This is a genomic window from Vibrio sp. ZF 223 (assembly GCF_003050585.1).
Lineage (GTDB): Bacteria > Pseudomonadota > Gammaproteobacteria > Enterobacterales > Vibrionaceae > Vibrio > Vibrio crassostreae.
The window spans coordinates 104,986-121,408 of sequence record NZ_PIGB01000013.1 but is presented as its reverse complement, the minus strand read 5'-3'; the positions used below and the strand labels follow the sequence as shown (position 1 = coordinate 121,408).

General features: G+C 46.5%; 12 protein-coding genes. 2 read left to right on the top strand and 10 right to left on the bottom strand.

Going from position 1 to position 16,423, the window contains the following annotated elements:
* Positions 1–23: 23 nt before the first annotated feature.
* The 8 genes from dusB to CWO13_RS20770 all read right to left on the bottom strand — a co-directional run bounded on the left by dusB (position 24) and on the right by CWO13_RS20770 (position 9,496).
* Complete coding sequence (gene dusB, locus CWO13_RS20805) at positions 24–992, bottom strand: tRNA dihydrouridine synthase DusB (protein WP_032546269.1); 969 nt, start codon at positions 990–992, stop codon at positions 24–26.
* 140 nt (positions 993–1,132) lie between these two features.
* Positions 1,133–2,020 carry a 50S ribosomal protein L11 methyltransferase gene (gene prmA, locus CWO13_RS20800; protein ID WP_009844690.1) on the bottom strand — a complete coding sequence of 296 codons (888 nt, stop codon included), beginning with the start codon at positions 2,018–2,020 and terminating at the stop codon, positions 1,133–1,135.
* Positions 2,021–2,190: 170 nt separating this feature from the next.
* Positions 2,191–3,534, bottom strand: coding sequence for an acetyl-CoA carboxylase biotin carboxylase subunit (accC, locus tag CWO13_RS20795; protein WP_017062706.1), 1,344 nt, complete (start codon positions 3,532–3,534; stop codon positions 2,191–2,193).
* A gap of 15 nt (positions 3,535–3,549) precedes the next feature.
* Positions 3,550–4,005, bottom strand: a complete 456-nt coding sequence (accB, locus tag CWO13_RS20790; RefSeq protein WP_048659206.1) for an acetyl-CoA carboxylase biotin carboxyl carrier protein — start codon at positions 4,003–4,005, stop codon at positions 3,550–3,552.
* A gap of 74 nt (positions 4,006–4,079) precedes the next feature.
* Positions 4,080–4,529: a type II 3-dehydroquinate dehydratase gene (aroQ, locus tag CWO13_RS20785; RefSeq protein WP_048659205.1), complete on the bottom strand. Its 450-nt coding sequence runs from the start codon at positions 4,527–4,529 to the stop codon at positions 4,080–4,082.
* Between the two features lie 322 nt (positions 4,530–4,851).
* Positions 4,852–6,801 carry an acetate--CoA ligase gene (acs, locus tag CWO13_RS20780; RefSeq protein WP_009844693.1) on the bottom strand — a complete coding sequence of 650 codons (1,950 nt, stop codon included), beginning with the start codon at positions 6,799–6,801 and terminating at the stop codon, positions 4,852–4,854.
* Between the two features lie 218 nt (positions 6,802–7,019).
* Positions 7,020–7,652 (bottom strand): 3'-5' exonuclease, encoded by a 633-nt coding sequence (locus CWO13_RS20775; RefSeq protein WP_048663023.1) that lies wholly within the window; start codon positions 7,650–7,652, stop codon positions 7,020–7,022.
* 11 nt (positions 7,653–7,663) lie between these two features.
* On the bottom strand, positions 7,664–9,496 hold the full coding sequence (locus CWO13_RS20770) for a DUF294 nucleotidyltransferase-like domain-containing protein (RefSeq protein ID WP_108083444.1): 1,833 nt from the start codon (positions 9,494–9,496) through the stop codon (positions 7,664–7,666).
* Positions 9,497–9,687: 191 nt separating this feature from the next.
* Here CWO13_RS20770 and CWO13_RS20765 point away from each other — a divergent pair, with 191 nt between their 5' ends.
* Together CWO13_RS20765 and CWO13_RS20760 are read left to right on the top strand one after the other, a co-directional pair.
* Positions 9,688–10,878, top strand: coding sequence for a 3-phenylpropionate MFS transporter (locus CWO13_RS20765; protein WP_099165046.1), 1,191 nt, complete (start codon positions 9,688–9,690; stop codon positions 10,876–10,878).
* 111 nt (positions 10,879–10,989) lie between these two features.
* Positions 10,990–14,421, top strand: coding sequence for a hybrid sensor histidine kinase/response regulator (locus CWO13_RS20760; protein ID WP_108083448.1), 3,432 nt, complete (start codon positions 10,990–10,992; stop codon positions 14,419–14,421).
* Positions 14,422–14,514: 93 nt separating this feature from the next.
* Here the strand turns inward: CWO13_RS20760 and CWO13_RS20755 are convergent, their stop codons facing one another.
* Both CWO13_RS20755 and CWO13_RS20750 read right to left on the bottom strand, forming a co-directional pair.
* Positions 14,515–15,900, bottom strand: coding sequence for a class II fumarate hydratase (locus CWO13_RS20755; RefSeq protein ID WP_102530071.1), 1,386 nt, complete (start codon positions 15,898–15,900; stop codon positions 14,515–14,517).
* A 33-nt stretch (positions 15,901–15,933) separates the two neighbouring features.
* Positions 15,934–16,296, bottom strand: a complete 363-nt coding sequence (locus tag CWO13_RS20750; RefSeq protein WP_108083447.1) for a hypothetical protein — start codon at positions 16,294–16,296, stop codon at positions 15,934–15,936.
* Positions 16,297–16,423: the final 127 nt, after the last annotated feature.

Genomic DNA, 16,423 nt, shown 5'->3' with positions numbered 1-16,423 from the left:
ATTCGGTCTAGCTCTTCTCGTAATTATGGTGCAACGTTATCAAAAAAACCTTCTAGCGCTTCAAGCTGCAGATCACCTGCTTCGAATGCGTTGAAGGTACGGCGAAACTCACTCGCTTGTTCATGTTCTTTTAGATACCAACCCACATGCTTACGAGCGATGCGAGGGCCTAAAAACTCTCCATAAAATTCATGTAGAGCGTGCACATGACCAAGCATGATGTCTTTCACTTCCGAAATCGGGAGTGGGTCCATCGTGGTGCCGTTTTCCAAATAGTGTAGGATTTCGTTAAAAATCCAAGGACGTCCTTGGGCAGGTCGACCTATCATTAAAGCATCAGCGCCGGTGTACTCCAGCACAAACTTCGCTTTTTCCGGACTATCGATATCACCGTTAGCGATAACCGGAATAGATACTGCTTGTTTCGCTGCTTTAATGTGTTTGTATTCTGCCTCACCTTTGTACATACAAGCGCGAGTTCTTCCATGGAGCGCAAGAGCTTGTATGCCGCAGTCTTCGGCTATTTTCGCGATTTGGACACAGTTTCTATTGTCTGTATCCCAGCCTGTGCGCGTTTTCAACGTTACTGGAACGTCGACAGCATTTACCACCGCCTTCAGAATGTCTTCAATGAGTTCTGGGTGCTGCAGTAGGGCTGAGCCCGCAAGCTTTTTATTCACTTTTTTAGCTGGACAACCCATGTTGATATCGATGATTTGCGCACCGTTATCGACATTAAATTGAGCAGCCTCGGCCATAAGCTGTGGATCTGCACCAGCGATTTGTACTGAACGAATGCCCGATTCGCCTTCATGTACCATACGCTGCTGAGACTTTGACGTTTTCCAAACTTTCGGATTGGAGGACATCATTTCACTGACTGCCATCCCCGCACCGTAGCGAAGACACAACTCACGGAATGGTCTATCCGTTACGCCAGCCATAGGAGCGACGATTAGATTGTTCTTAAGTTGATAATTTCCGATTTTCAAAAATGTCATCACAGTTCTGTACCAGCAAGGGCGCGCATTTTACGCATTTTTTCGCTGCGTGAAAAGACTAATATTTGAGCATTTACAATTTGTTTTTGTAATTTGTTTAAATTTCAGTCAATTAGCGCCCAAAGTCTTGTCTAGCCTTGCTTGCGACCTGAGATTCGGCACCATTCTTGTTGTTCAATGATCGGATCAATGTGAAGCTCATCACGATAATAAGTCGCCACATCTTCCGCTTGTGTATCTAAAACACCCGACATCGCAAGCACACCATTTGGCTTAACTAGGCCTTTGATGATGCCAGAAAGGTCGCGTAATGGACCTGCAAGAATGTTGGCAACAACAACGTCAGCCAGCAAACCTTCCGGTTGATCTTGTGGTAAGAATACTTCGAGTTGTTCAGCAACGCCATTGCGTTGTGCGTTGTCTTTTGATGCAAGCAGAGCTTGAGGATCAATATCGATCCCGATAACTTTTGCCGCGCCTAGTTTGATCGCCGCGATCGCTAGGATGCCTGAGCCACAACCGAAGTCGATTACGGTTTTTCCTGTCAGGTCTAAGCCTTCAAGCCACTCAAGACACAGTGCCGTTGTCGGGTGAGTACCGGTACCAAATGCAAGGCCTGGGTCTAGCATTACGTTGACAGCGTCAGGTTCCGGGATATCGCGCCAGCTAGGGCAGATCCATAAACGCTCACCAAACTTCATTGGGTGGAAGTTGTCCATCCATTCACGTTCCCAATCCTTGTCTTCAATTTGCTCTACTTTATGAGCAAAGTCTGCAGGGAACATGTTACTTGCTTTAATCTGCGCTAGAACGACACCAGTATCAGTCTCAGCGTCGTAAAGCGCGAGAATGTCAGTATCACCCCAAAGGCGAGTTTCGCCCGGCAGAGGCTCAAATACAGGGGTATCTTGTGCATCCAGGAAAGTTACAGAAAGAGCACCAGTCTCTTCCATTAACATGTCGCCGATTTGTTCGGCATTTTCATTGGTAGCATTAAGCTTGATTTGAATCCAAGGCATGGCTGCATCTTCTATATGAGAAAAATTGGATGGCGAGTCTAGCAGAAAATATGAGCAAATTCACCAAAACCCCACGGAATATAATGGGGATTAAAGATTGAGTTTTTCGGCGGCTCAAAAACAAAAATGCTCACCGAAGTGAGCATTTTGACTGTTCTTAAACGAACGGATTATGACAAACCAAGTTTCTTCTCAAGGTAGTGGATGTTTGCACCACCGTGTTGGAAGTTTTCGTCGTTCATAATAGACAGTTGAAGCTCAGTATTAACGTTAATACCTTCAACAATCATTTCACCCAATGCGTTCTTCATACGAGCGATAGCCACATCACGGTTCTCACCGTAAGTGATCAGCTTACCAATCATTGAATCGTAGTGTGGTGGCACTGTGTAACCAGTGTAGATGTGAGATTCCCAACGTACGCCCATGCCGCCTGGTGCGTGGAAACGTTCAATCTTACCTGGTGAAGGTAGGAAACGAACTGGATCTTCAGCATTGATACGACATTCGATTGAGTGGCCGCGCAGCTTAATATCATCCTGAGTGAATGATAGAGGCTGACCAGCAGCAATACGTAGCTGTTCTTTCACTAGGTCGATACCCGTTACCATTTCAGTAATCGTGTGCTCAACCTGAATACGAGTGTTCATTTCGATGAAGTAGAACTCACCGTTCTCGTATAGGAATTCAAATGTACCTGCACCGCGGTAACCGATCTCAATACATGCACGTGTACAGCGTTCGCCGATGTACTTACGCATCTCTTCAGTGATACCTGGAGCTGGCGCTTCTTCCACAACTTTCTGGTGACGACGCTGCATTGAACAGTCACGCTCACCTAGGTGGATAGCATTACCTTGGCCATCTGCAAGCACTTGTACTTCAATGTGACGTGGGTTTTCTAGGAATTTCTCCATGTAAACCATGTCGTTGTTGAAACATGCTTTTGCTTCAGCGCGAGTCATCGCGATAGCTTCTGTTAGTTCTGCTTCAGAACGAACAACACGCATACCACGACCGCCGCCGCCGCCAGATGCCTTGATGATTACTGGGAAGCCAATACGCTTAGCGTGCGCTTTGTTTTTCGCTTCGTCGTCATCAAGAGGACCGTCAGAACCTGGTACACAAGGTACGCCAGCTTTCTTCATTGACGTGATAGCTGACACTTTGTCACCCATCATGCGAATGGTTTCAGCTTTAGGGCCAACGAAGATAAAGCCACTGCGTTCTACCTGTTCTGCGAAGTCTGCATTTTCAGATAGGAAGCCGTAGCCAGGGTGAACTGCTACTGCACCTGTAACTTCAGCTGCGCTGATGATACGAGGGATGTTTAGGTAGCTATCGATACCACGAGCTGGACCGATACAAATGGTTTCGTCTGCAAGTAGTACGTGCTTAAGATCACGGTCAGCAGTTGAGTGAACCGCTACCGTTTTAATGCCAAGCTCTTTACATGCACGCAGAATACGTAGTGCAATCTCACCACGGTTCGCGATTACTAATTTATCTAACATAATGAGTGCTCTCTATTATTCGATAATTACTAGAGCTTGGTCGAATTCTACTGGTTGACCGTCTTCAACTAGGATAGCTGTTACAACACCAGATTTATCAGCTTCGATTTGGTTCATCATTTTCATTGCTTCAACGATACATAGAGTTTCGCCAGCAGTTACAGATTGACCAACTTTAACGAATGGTTTTGCGTCTGGGCTTGGAGCGCCGTAGAAAGTACCAACCATTGGAGAAAGAACTTGGTGGCCCGCTGGAACTGCAGGAGCCGCAGCTTCTGCTGCTACAGGTGCCGCCGCAGGAGCTGCTGCCGCTGCTACAGGAGCTGGAGCTGCTGCATATTGAACAGGTGCTACAGGTGCAGTGCTGTTACGACTGATTCGTACTGACTCTTCACCTTCAGAGATTTCTAGCTCAGAAATACCAGACTCTTCAACCAATTCGATTAGCTTTTTGATTTTGCGAATATCCATTGTTTCTTTCTCTTTATCTGTTAATTGAACTTACTCTTTGACTGAGTAGGTTAGTAATAGTTCGTTGTTTATGTTTACTTTGAGTTGAGCTTGCTGAGCGCAGCGGTCAAAGCAAATTGATAACCTTGGGCACCTAAGCCACAAATCACACCTTCTGCTTTATCAGATAGGTAAGAGTGGTGACGGAATGACTCACGCGCGTGAACATTCGATAGATGGACCTCAATAAATGGGATTGCAACGCCAAGTAGTGCATCACGCAGTGCCACACTGGTGTGTGTAAAGGCTGCTGGGTTGATAATAATAAAATCAACATTTTGATAAGCACTATGGATCGCTTCAATCAGTTCATACTCGCGATTTGACTGTAAGTGAGATAGCTCAACATCGTGTGCTTTCGCCTGCTCGGTCAGTGAGCTAATAATCTGGTCAAGTGTTTGAGAACCGTAGTGTGCAGGCTCTCTAAGGCCTAACAGGTTAAGGTTTGGGCCATTTAAAACTAGAATGCGAAACTTTGTAGACATCGTGGGGCTATCTTCCTTTATCGTGTTTACGAACGTGAATGTTGCCATTTTATTGAAAATTTGGGGTTAATTTCCAGTGAGAAAAACCCAAATTTAAAAATTAGAACCAGATTATAGCTAATTCAGCGCAAATCGCAGCAATTTACTGGTCTAATCTCCTATTGATACAGCGTGGAATTGTTACCAACTTAACAAAAAAGCGTCATAGCCTTAATTTTGTCGAGGATATTTGAGATCAAGATCAGCCATAAAAAAACCGCCACATAGGTGACGGTTTAGGTAAGGTCTGTTTTAAACAGTAATTCAGAGTGTAACGGGTTGCTTATGCCAGTTCTGCTTTCTCAGCAATCAGCTTATCAACCACGCTTGGGTCGGCTAGTGTTGAGGTATCACCTAGGTTACCTGTATCTCCGGTAGCAATCTTACGCAGGATACGACGCATGATTTTACCTGAACGAGTTTTTGGCAGAGAGTCAGTCCAGTGCAATACATCTGGCGTTGCAATTGGTCCAATTTCTTTACGTACCCAGTCTTTCACTTCTTTATGAAGCTCTGCGGTTGGGAACTCACCATCATTCAGCGTGATGTAAGCGTAAATTGCTTGGCCTTTAATATCATGAGGGATACCGACAATCGCAGCCTCTGCAATCTTATCGAACGCTACTAGAGCAGATTCAATCTCAGCAGTACCCATACGGTGACCAGAGACGTTAAGTACGTCATCGACACGACCAGTAATCCAGTAGTAACCGTCTTCATCGCGACGAGCGCCGTCACTGGTGAAGTACATGCCCTTAAATGTAGAGAAGTAAGTCTGTTCGAAGCGGTCATGATCGCCATGAACGGTACGCATTTGGCCCGGCCAAGAGTCTAGAATGACTAGGTTGCCGTCTGTTGCACCCTCAATGATATTACCCATGTTATCAACTAACGCAGGTTGCACACCAAAGAATGGACGCGTCGCTGAACCTGGTTTTAGATCGGTTGCGCCCGGTAGCGGTGCGATTAAGATGCCGCCCGTTTCTGTTTGCCACCAAGTATCGACAATTGGAGACTGTTCGTTACCAATCGTTTTGTAGTACCACTCCCAAGCTTCAGGGTTAATCGGTTCACCCACTGAGCCCATGATTCTTAGGCTGTCACGAGATGTGCCTTCAACGGCTTCATTGCCTTTCGCCATCAATGCACGAATCGCAGTTGGTGCTGTGTAAAGAATATTCACTTGGTGCTTATCGACCACTTCACTCATACGGCTTGTGTTCGGGTAGTTTGGCACGCCTTCAAACAAAATAGTTTTTGCACCATTAGCTAGTGGCCCGTAAACAAGGTATGTGTGACCCGTAATCCAGCCCACATCCGCAGTACACCAGAAAGTCTCGCCTTCTTGGTAATCGAACACGTATTTGAATGTCATCGCTGCATAAACAAGGTAACCACCTGTGGTGTGCATAACACCTTTAGGTTTACCCGTTGAGCCTGATGTATAAAGGATGAATAGTGGATCTTCTGCGTTCATCTCTTCTGGTGGGCAATCTGCCGATACGTTTGCAATAGCATCATGCCACCACACATCACGGTGTTCATGCCAAGCCACATCACCGCCAGTACGCTTGAATACTACAACCTTCTCGATGTTCTTCACTTCAGGGTTGGTCAGAGCTTCATCGACGTTTTTCTTCAGTGGAACCGCACGGCCGCCACGCACGCCTTCATCGGCAGTGATAACGACTTTAGAGTTTGAATCGATAATACGACCAGACAGTGCTTCTGGTGAAAAACCACCAAATACTACCGTGTGAACCGCACCGATACGGGTACATGCCAGCATTGCTACTGCCGCTTCTGGCACCATTGGCATGTATAAACAAACCACATCACCTTTGCGTACGCCTTGCTCTTTTAGAGCATTCGAAAACAGGCACACTTCTTTGTGCAGTTCATTAAAAGTTAGAGTTTTATCATCTGCCGGGTCATCGCCTTCCCAGATGATAGCGACTTCATCACCGCGTTCAGCAAGGTGGCGGTCGATACAGTTAGCCGAAACGTTAAGCGTGCCATCTTCAAACCAGCGGATGTCGATGTGGCCAGGGTCGAAAGAGGTGTTTTTTACCTGTGTGAAAGGCTTGATCCAATCAACGATTTTTCCGTGTTCACCCCAAAAGCCTTCAGGGTCAGAAACAGATTGCTGGTACATGGCTAGGTAAGTGTCATTATCCGCGTGTGTGGTTGATTTAATATTTTCTTTTACCGGATAAACGTGGGCTTCACTCATTGCATCTCTCCTTGTGCCTACATTCCTAATGAACTGGCAACTTCCTTTGTGTTCAGTTTCTAGGTCTATTACAGAACCATCTTTGTGTTATCACTCTCGGCTAGGACGGCGATTTCCACAATTAGACTTTAGGATGAGACGCTGCTTTTCACTTACAAAATAGCGAGTTAAGTTCATTTTTGAGATATTGCTCTCTATGTGAAGCGCCAGTGGTTGAATTAAGAATAAGAAGAGTTGAAACGGGGCAGGTCACCATGTTTAAGGCGTACAAAGATCAGCGCAGCGGAGATAGCGTCTTGTAATGCATCATGTTTATTGACTGGAATCGGTAAATCGAGCTGGCGACAAATCGCATCCATACTGAGATCAAAATAGGCATTGGGCAGCTGTCTTTCGAGTTTGTCTTGATAGAGTTGGCTCACTTCGACTAATCGGTTAGGCAGTGGAAATCCAAGTTGTTTTAAACAGGCGCGGTCGAGAATTTTTTTATCATAGCGGATGTGATAGCCGACTAAAGGACGATTACCAATGAAGTTCAGTAGCTCAACTAAAGCCTGTTTTTCTTCGATGCCGTGCTTTAGATCTTGATGACGAATGCGGTGGATTTTTATTGAATTGCAATCGAGCGATTGCGGGGCGCGCAATCGGACTTCAAAAGGTTGGCTAGTAATGATTCGGTTACCGATGATCTTGGTCGCGGCAATAGTGACTAATTCCGCCTGATTGGGGTCTAGGCTGGTGGTTTCACAATCGAGTGATACATATTCATGATCAATAGGCGCAGTAAATAGAGGCTGGTAAAGAGAGCCTTTGAGCTTGTGATGCCAGTAATAGCGAACCAACCTATTCATCGTTCAATTGCCTAATCTCGTATCTGATAGTGGTAGCCGAGCCATTGCTTGAATTTCTTCACCACGTGCAGGCTATGACGAAGCAAATCTCTGTCTGCTCGTTCCATCAGTTTGACGTCGATTTTATTGCTGCTGTGTTGTTGTGAAAGTCGCTGAGCTAAACGCCATTTAAAGAACTGTTTGAGTGCTTCACTGAGATTATCCGCGGTGCTTTGCTCTAATACCTTCTTGCTGACCAGCTGCTCAATGCGTTCGAAGGTGTTGTTTACGGTGACACCATGCTCAAGACAAAGTGCTCTCACACCATGCACTGTAGGGAAAATACCGCCTTGTTTGATATCGAGCCCTGACTTGGATTGCTTCACATTGCCAAATAGAGTGAGGGGTACTGAGAAGTTCAGCGCTGGGCGGCAGAATTCCGTCAAAATCAACTCTTGTCCTAGCATTAAATCACTGAGGTGCCGCTTGACTGGTTTTAATAGTTCCCTATTACCCGCCACAGCGTGTGCGTCCGCCATGATGGCGATATCCATCACTGTCTCTGGCGTTGCTTTGCTTACCCAGCTGGTGAGGGTTTGCTTCCACTCTTGTTGTGAATGAACCCATTTCGGGTTGTTGACCATCACGTTGCCCGGACATAGTGGGTAACCCAATTGCTGCAATGTATGGGTTAGGTCGTTCATGGCACTTTGGCATTGATGCCACTCCAAACCATCTTGAATAATCAGAGCGTTGTCTTGATCGGTTTTGAGAATTTGCTCTCCGCGACCTTCTGAACCCAACACAATTAGGCAGCAGTGGTTATGCAGTGCAGGAGGGATAATCAACTCAAAAGCCTTCTCTATGATCTGTTCGTTGACCGCAGAAATCAGTTCCATGATAAAGCGTGTGCGAATCCCGTTACTGAGTAAGCTCTCGACCAGTTGACGCTGTTTGTTAGAGGCCATGGCCAACTCTTCAACGCTGGTGGCTCGCGCAATACGCAAAGTGAGAACGTGAGAGTGTGTGGAAAATGCACTGAGGATCTGTGTCATATCCACCATGCCGACCGCATTTTTACCATCACAAACCATCAACCTTTTCACTCGATTTCTGGTCATGGTAATCATGGCGTTAAATAAAAAATCGCCTTGGTTCACGTGCATCACCGGGAAGGTTGCGATCTCACCGACAGGCGCATCCAATGGGAAATTATCGAGCATCACAGCATGCAATAAATTGGTTCGAGTGACGATTCCATACGGGAAGGAATATGATGATCTAATAGCTTTTGGATCATTATGTTCCAAATGAACTAGAGCCGAATCCAACCCTTGTTCTTTAAGGGTTTGAGTGACTTGGTTGATAGGTTGGTTCGGTTCAAGTATCAGTGGTGGGTGATAAATTGAGTCGTCTACTTTGGTCAGTATGAACTCGGCAAGATTCTGTTGCTGCTGAGCGGCTTCAATCAGTGCCTTTCGGGTCGATAGGTTACTATCAAAGTAAGCCGCGAATTGGCCATTGGCGTGGTAAAGATCGAGAAAAGTATCGGTGGGCAGCAGGTAACTTAATGTGTCTTCGAGCGCGATATATTGGTGTTTGGTGTGGGGTTCAAACTGGCTGCGTACATCAAAAATGTCGTCATTGGCATAATGTGCGTAAATCTCACCGTCACTGCTGGCGCGTTCTTCAACGGCCCCTTTGATCAAAATGTGCAGGTGTCGACTTGGCCTATCGGCTTCTAGTATCACTTCTTGAGAACGGTAATACACCACGTCTAATGAAGATCGCAGCTTCAACTGTTCGGTGTCGGACAGGCTATCGAAGGGTGGGTGCTGCATATTAAATTTGTCAGGCATAAGCATCACAAGAAGAAGTGGGAGTCTTTAATCAGTCTGACAAAATACCAGCGAAGCTCCAGACGACTTTAGTCTAAATGCGATATTCAAACTAATTGAATATAGGAATACTATCACCGTAATTATTCCCTTTTTCATCTTTTGTGACCTAGGCATAATTGGCGCTTCCTTGTTCCACACATTTTTATAGGTCGCCTATGTTTAATCCTTCCCCTTATGGCTGGATATCCCAGTATTTTCTTGGTTTCTTTTTTGCCTATGGCGTTTATCTGCCATTTTGGGCGCTGTGGTTTGAAGACCAAGGCGTTTCTGCAGGGGACATTGGCGTATTGATTGGTGTGGGTTTGGCTACGCGTTGTGTTGCCAACTTTGTGATCACCCCACGTATCCATAAAGTTGAGCATTTAATACCAGCATTGCGTTGCCTCAGTTTTGTCGCGCTATTATTTGTTGGTTTCCATTTCTTTACTGGTGGTAGCTTTTTATTGATGTTGCTAGCAACGGTAATGTTCAACCTCTGCTATGGACCGATTATTCCGCTTTCTGATGCAATGGCGAACCATTACAGCCGTCTCAAGATGCTTGATTACGGACGTACACGTTTGTGGGGTTCAGTGGCATTTATTGCTGGTTCAACGGTGGTTGGTTATCTGGTGGCTGAATTTGGCACGGATATGATTTTGTATACTGCGCTGGCAGGAGTTTTGGTTTCTCTGTTGTTCGCGATGAGAAACCCGAACGTAATGCCGGTGACAGAATCAGAGCAAGTCGCTGAAAGACCTAAACTTGGTCAACTATTACGTGAATCGTCGGTAGTGAAGTTTCTTGCATTGATGGCACTGCTTCAAGGAAGCCACGCCGCGTATTACAGCTTTAGTGCGATTTACTGGAAAGAGGCCGGGCACTCTGAGGCGATCATCGGTTATCTGTGGAGCTTGGCTGTGGTTGCTGAGGTGGCTGTATTTGCTCTGAGCAAGCGATTGTTTGCTGGATTATCATTGCGCACTCTGTTTGTGATTGCTGGCATCGGGGTAATGGCTCGTTGGGGTATCACAGCATCAACGATTGCGATTCCAGTATTGATAGTGGCTCAGTTGCTGCACGGGGTGACATTCGCCATGGCACACATCGCGGCGATTCAATACATCCAATCTGAAGAACAGAACAAGATGGTTGCCCTGCAAGCTCTGTACAACGCGATTCCATTAGGTGCCTTTATCGCGTTAATGACGACCTTAAGTGGTTGGGGTTATGAGCTTTGGGGAGCGAATATTTTCTGGGGCATGGCTGCGATGGGTGGATTGGCCTTGTTCATTAAGCTGGATGAAAGAAGTTCAGTGGTTGAAGTCAATCAAACAGCCTCAGCTCAATCTGATGCTCAGAATTAAAGCCCAAAGCACATAATTTAAGCGATGCGATTGAGTTAAACGCACTTCCCTAGTTAAATGAAACCTCTCCCTTATGGAGAGGTTTTTTTATGGATGAAGAAAGGGTTTTCAATGCAAGGATGGGTAGTAATTCCAGTCTCTTTAGCTTACTTGGGCGTGTTATTTCTGATCGCATGGTATGGAGACAGGCAAGTTCGCTGGCTATCACGCTGGCGTCCATGGATCTATAGCCTTTCTATTGCGGTGTATTGTACCTCTTGGACCTTCTACGGAACGGTGGGGCAGGCGAGCAATAACCCTTGGTCTTTTTTACCCATTTATCTCGCCCCGATTCTGGTCTTTACACTAGGGTGGCGGATCTTGGCGCGGTTGATCCTGATTGCGAAGCGAGAACACATCACCTCGATTGCCGACTTTATCGCAGCTCGTTACGGAAAATCTCAGGGCTTAGCGGTAGCTGTGACGGTTATCGCAGTGGTCGGTATTCTTCCTTATATCGCGCTGCAACTGCGCGGTATTACCATGGGGCTCGATATTGTTGCTCCTAGTCTGGCTCAAGATTTTGGCTATCAGGATTATCATGTTTCTTGGTTTGTGGTTGGCGCGCTGGCCATCTTTACGATGTTGTTTGGTACCAGGCATATAGATAACACGGAACATCACCGTGGCATGATGATGGCTGTGGCATTTGAGTCCATCGTTAAGCTGGCGGCCTTCTTGATTGTTGGTCTGTTTATCATGTACTTGGCGATGAGCAGCGACAAAATCGACTTGCTTGATTTGGCGGCTTCCACCTACGAATCACCGAATATTCCGACTCTAATCATTCATACCGTTTTAACCATGTTGGCGATTGTTTGTCTGCCACGCCAATTCCATACCATGGTGGTAGAGAACGAACGTCCTCAAGATCTACACACAGCACGTTGGTTATTTCCGCTTTATCTGATTTTGATGGGGTTGTTTGTTCTTCCTATCGCATGGGCGGGGCAAGGGCTGCTTCCAAGCATGCCTGCAGATACGTATGTGATTAGCCTGCCGATGGCTGAAGGCGCCAATCATATTGCCTTGCTTGCGTTCCTTGGTGGTACGTCTGCCGCAAGTGGTATGGTGATCGTATCGACTATCGCATTGGCGATCATGGTTTCGAACGATTTAGTTATGCCATTGCTTCTGCGTCGCATGCGCCTAACTCAAAGAACCCATCGTCATTTTTCGGGGCTGCTACTCGTAATTCGTCGCGGGCTTATTTTATTGCTTCTGCTTGGTGCTTGGTTGTTCTATCAGGCGCTCGACACCATTCACTCCTTGTCTGCGATCGGCTTCCTTTCGTTTGCGGCGATTGCTCAATTTGCTCCGGCACTGATTGGTGGTTTGTACTGGCGTCCGGGTAACCGAAAGGGTGTGTATGTCGGCTTAATGGTCGGTTCAGTGATTTGGCTGATTACCCTGATGAGTCAAACCAGCATGTTGGCAGGCGATAGTGAAAGTAACCTTTTGCTGTGGATGATCACGCCGCCAGAACTGCTCAGTAGCTGGAATATCAGCAGTTCGAACTGGGGCATTGTGCTGAGTATTGTACTTAATACCTTGTGCTATGCCGTGGTTTCGATGTCGACCAGGCCAAGCCTAAGTGAGCGCTTACAATCAGCAGCATTTGTTGGCACGCCGCTGCCTGAAAATGAGAACATTAGCCTTTATCAAAGCCGTGTAACCGTGGCTGAATTAGAGATGTTGGCGTCGCGTTTTGTCGGTCGAAAGCGAGCGAAAAGTGCCTTACACAGCTATTGGCAACAACACGGGCAGCCGTTACTTCCTAATCAACAAGCACCTGCGAGTTTGATTCGACACGCAGAGCGTGTACTCGCCGGTGTATTCGGTGCCTCTTCTGCTAAGTTAGTACTTACTTCGGCCTTGCAAGGCAGAAATATGCAGCTTGAAGAGGTTGCGACCATCGTTGATGAAGCCTCTGAACTGTACGATTTCAGCCGTGGTTTATTGCAAGGCGCGATTGAACATATTGGCCAAGGCATTGCAGTAATAGACAAACAAATGAGGCTGGTGGCGTGGAATCAACGTTACTTAGAGCTGTTTGAATTCCCTGCGGGTTTGATTCAGGTTGGACGACCCATTTCAGATGTGATTCGTCATAATGCTGAACAAGGTTTGTGTGGTCCGGGTGACTCAGAAGATCACGTTCGCCGCCGTGTTTATCACCTTGAACAAGGCACTCGACACACATCTTCCCGTATTCGTCCTGATGGCCGAGTGATTGAGGTGCAAGGTAATCCGATGCCAAGTGGCGGCTTCGTAATGAGCTTCACTGATATCACGGTATTCCGACAAGCAGAGCAAGCGCTAAAAGATGCTAACGAAAGCTTGGAATCAAGAGTGCATGAGCGAACTCAAGAGCTCGAGAAACTGAATCATCGCTTGGTAAAAGCAACTCAGATTTCGGATCAAGAGTCCCAATCCAAGAGTCGTTTTCTAGCCGCGGTAAGCCACGATTTAATGCAGCCGCTCAATGCTGCGCGCTTGTTTGCTTCGTCACTTTCTGAGGTGGCGAAAGAGCAAGAGGTGAAGCAGCTGTCATCTCATATCGAGAGTGCGCTTGGTGCTGCTGAAGATCTGATTGGTGACTTACTGGATATCTCTCGACTGGAATCAGGGAAGCTAGAAACCAACATTCACGCGATTGCTGTACACGATGTGCTAACCAACTTAAATGCGGAATTTAGTGCCTTAGCGAGACAACAAAAAATTGAGTTCAAGATGATCCCATCGTCATTGTTCATTCACTCTGACCCTAAGTTATTAAGGCGCGTGATTCAGAACTTTTTGACCAACGCCTTTCGCTATAACCCGGAAGGCAAAGTGGTTCTGGGTGCAAGGCGAGTGAACGGGCAAGTGCGAATCGATGTGTGGGATAATGGAACCGGTATCGATGAAGACAAGCAACAAGAGATCTTCGAAGAATTTACTCGTGGCAGCCAAGTGCGTTCTGATCAAGGGTTGGGGTTAGGGTTAGCCATCTCGAAAGGTATTGCTCATGTACTTGGTCATCAAATTTCGATGCGCTCATGGCCGGGTCAAGGTAGTGTCTTTTCCATCACCTTAGCTCGAGCGGAAAAAGTGGCTCCAGTTGTGCAAGCTTCAGCGCCAATGGCGACCAGCGACATCGAACATCTGAAAATATTGTGTGTCGATAATGAGCGCGAAATTTTGGTCGGGATGGAGAACCTGATTGGTCGTTGGGGTTGTGAGGTTAAGACCGCGGTTGATCTGGTTGAAAGCTTGAAGTGTCTCGATGACGACTGGCAGCCGGATGTGATCTTCTCTGATTATCGTCTCGACAATGGTCGAACGGGACTTGAGGTGTTGCAACAGTGTCGACTGCGCCTTGGAGACTCTTTTGAAGGGGTCATCATCAGTGCCGATAGAACAGATGACATGTTGGCAGCGATAAAGGCCAACAGCTTTAGTTTTATTGCCAAGCCTGTGAAGCCGCTAAAACTCAGAGCGGTATTGAATCGCGTGAGTTAATTCAAATCACTATTTTTAATTAACTATTAGAGACTAAAAGGCCTCAGATGAGGCCTTTTTTTGATCCGATAGACTTGCTATGAGTTACTGGTTTTAACCAGCAATACCACCCTGCGTCAGTGTGGTTGGATCAAGCAGTTTGCTGAGTTCTTCTCGGCTGAGATCGGTTTCTCTTTCTGCAACCTCAAGGATTGGCAAACCCTCTTTGTAGGCTTTCTTAGCAATATCCGCAGCTTTCAAGTAACCAATCACAGGGTTGAGTGCCGTGACCAGAATTGGATTCTTTGAAAGTGCTAAATCAAGATTGTCTTGGCGCACAGTAAAGGTCGCAACGGCTTTATCAGCCAATGCGATGGAGCTGTTAGCTAAAAGCTCGATACTTTCTAATACGTTATGAGCAATGACTGGCAGCATCACATTCAGTTGGAAGTTGCCTGATTGGCCTGCCACAGTAATCGTCGTGTCGTTACCAATCACTTGTGCTGCTGCCATCGCTGCGGCTTCTGGAATCACAGGGTTCACTTTGCCCGGCATGATAGAAGAACCCGGCTGTAGCGCCTGCAATTCGATCTCACCTAAACCTGCTAGCGGGCCTGAGTTCATCCAGCGAAGATCGTTTGAGATCTTCATGATCGCAACTGCTGCAGTTTTGAGCTGCCCTGAAAAGGCAACGATCGCATCTTGGCTGCTGAGGTTGAAAAAGAAGTTCTCACTCGAGTTAAAACTGATCTTTGTCGATTGAGATAGGTGACTTGCAAACTTATCGGCAAAGCGTGGGTCGGCATTGATCCCGGTTCCTACCGCTGTTCCACCTTGAGCGAGCGCCTTGATAGCGGGCAGGGTGCTTTCAATGGCTTGCTTGGCGTGTTCAATCTGGAACTTCCAGCCACCAAGCTCTTGAGCAAAGGTAATTGGCATCGCATCCATTAGATGAGTACGACCGGTTTTCACTACCTCAGCAAGCTCTTGCTGTTTAACGGTAAGTGCTTCAGAAAGGTGAGTTAATGCAGGCAGTAGTTTGTTTTCAGCCATAAGAGCGACACTGACTTGAATTGCAGTTGGTACCACATCGTTGCTGCTTTGACCCATATTGACGTGATCATTCGGATTCACGTTACCCTGCAAACTTCTTGAAGCGAGTGTTGCAATCACTTCATTAGCATTCATGTTGGAGCTAGTACCAGAGCCAGTTTGATAAACATCGATCGGGAATTGATCGAGGTATTTACCATCGATGATCTCTTGGCTCGCTTCGGCAATCGCGTTGGCGATATCACCTTCCAATAAACCCAACTGAGCGTTGGTGTCTGCGGCGGCCTGTTTAATGAATGCCAATGCTTGAATGAAGCTGGTTGGCATCTTGTGTGAACTAAAAGCAAAGTTATCTGCAGCACGTTGAGTTTGTGCTTGGTATAGCGCATCAGCAGGGACTTTCACTTCCCCCATGCTGTCTTTCTCAATTCGATATTGTAGGGTCATGTTCTATCCTTGTTAGCCAAGTGGGGCTTGGACTTATTGTAGTGTTTGGCTGAGATTCAAAAAACGCGCTTGGCCTTGAGGCTGCTGGCAGTAGTGGCGTTTCAAATAAAATAGTGGTGAGTGAATAGAGTCTAGGCAGATATGACGAAAGGCGAAACTGCGCTCAGGAGACTCAATCGCTTCAATCAGATGGAAGAAAACTTGGCGCAGGTACAGCTCGCACAACAAGATGTTTTCTTGGGCGGCGTGCTTTTCATAGTAAGCGGAAAGCGTCAGTGCGCACTCGATGTAGTCTCGAATCACAAATGGCTCATGGCCTTGGACTTGTTCTAATGAAGCAAAGCGATCTTGTGCTTTGTAAAACCTCGAATAGAGACCCTGCTGTTCTTTCATCATCACTTGCATCTCCCTACTGGATCTTAATGATAATTATTATCAAATGAGATTTTAAAAACAACCTTTTGTTTGTCTTTTTATAAAATAAAACGGGAAAAGAAAAAGCCGATACATAACGTATCGGCTT

Bases quoted from the DNA above. Each gene is read 5' to 3' on its own strand.
- prmA (WP_009844690.1), bottom strand. From the start codon at position 2,020: ATGCCTTGGATTCAAATCAAGCTTAATGCTACCAATGAAAATGCCGAA.
- accC (WP_017062706.1), bottom strand. From the start codon at position 3,534: ATGTTAGATAAATTAGTAATCGCGAACCGTGGTGAGATTGCACTACGT.
- accB (WP_048659206.1), bottom strand. From the start codon at position 4,005: ATGGATATTCGCAAAATCAAAAAGCTAATCGAATTGGTTGAAGAGTCT.
- aroQ (WP_048659205.1), bottom strand. From the start codon at position 4,529: ATGTCTACAAAGTTTCGCATTCTAGTTTTAAATGGCCCAAACCTTAAC.
- acs (WP_009844693.1), bottom strand. From the start codon at position 6,801: ATGAGTGAAGCCCACGTTTATCCGGTAAAAGAAAATATTAAATCAACC.
- CWO13_RS20775 (WP_048663023.1), bottom strand. From the start codon at position 7,652: ATGAATAGGTTGGTTCGCTATTACTGGCATCACAAGCTCAAAGGCTCT.
- CWO13_RS20770 (WP_108083444.1), bottom strand. From the start codon at position 9,496: ATGCTTATGCCTGACAAATTTAATATGCAGCACCCACCCTTCGATAGC.
- CWO13_RS20765 (WP_099165046.1), top strand. From the start codon at position 9,688: ATGTTTAATCCTTCCCCTTATGGCTGGATATCCCAGTATTTTCTTGGT.
- CWO13_RS20760 (WP_108083448.1), top strand. From the start codon at position 10,990: ATGCAAGGATGGGTAGTAATTCCAGTCTCTTTAGCTTACTTGGGCGTG.
- CWO13_RS20755 (WP_102530071.1), bottom strand. From the start codon at position 15,900: ATGACCCTACAATATCGAATTGAGAAAGACAGCATGGGGGAAGTGAAA.
- CWO13_RS20750 (WP_108083447.1), bottom strand. From the start codon at position 16,296: ATGATGAAAGAACAGCAGGGTCTCTATTCGAGGTTTTACAAAGCACAA.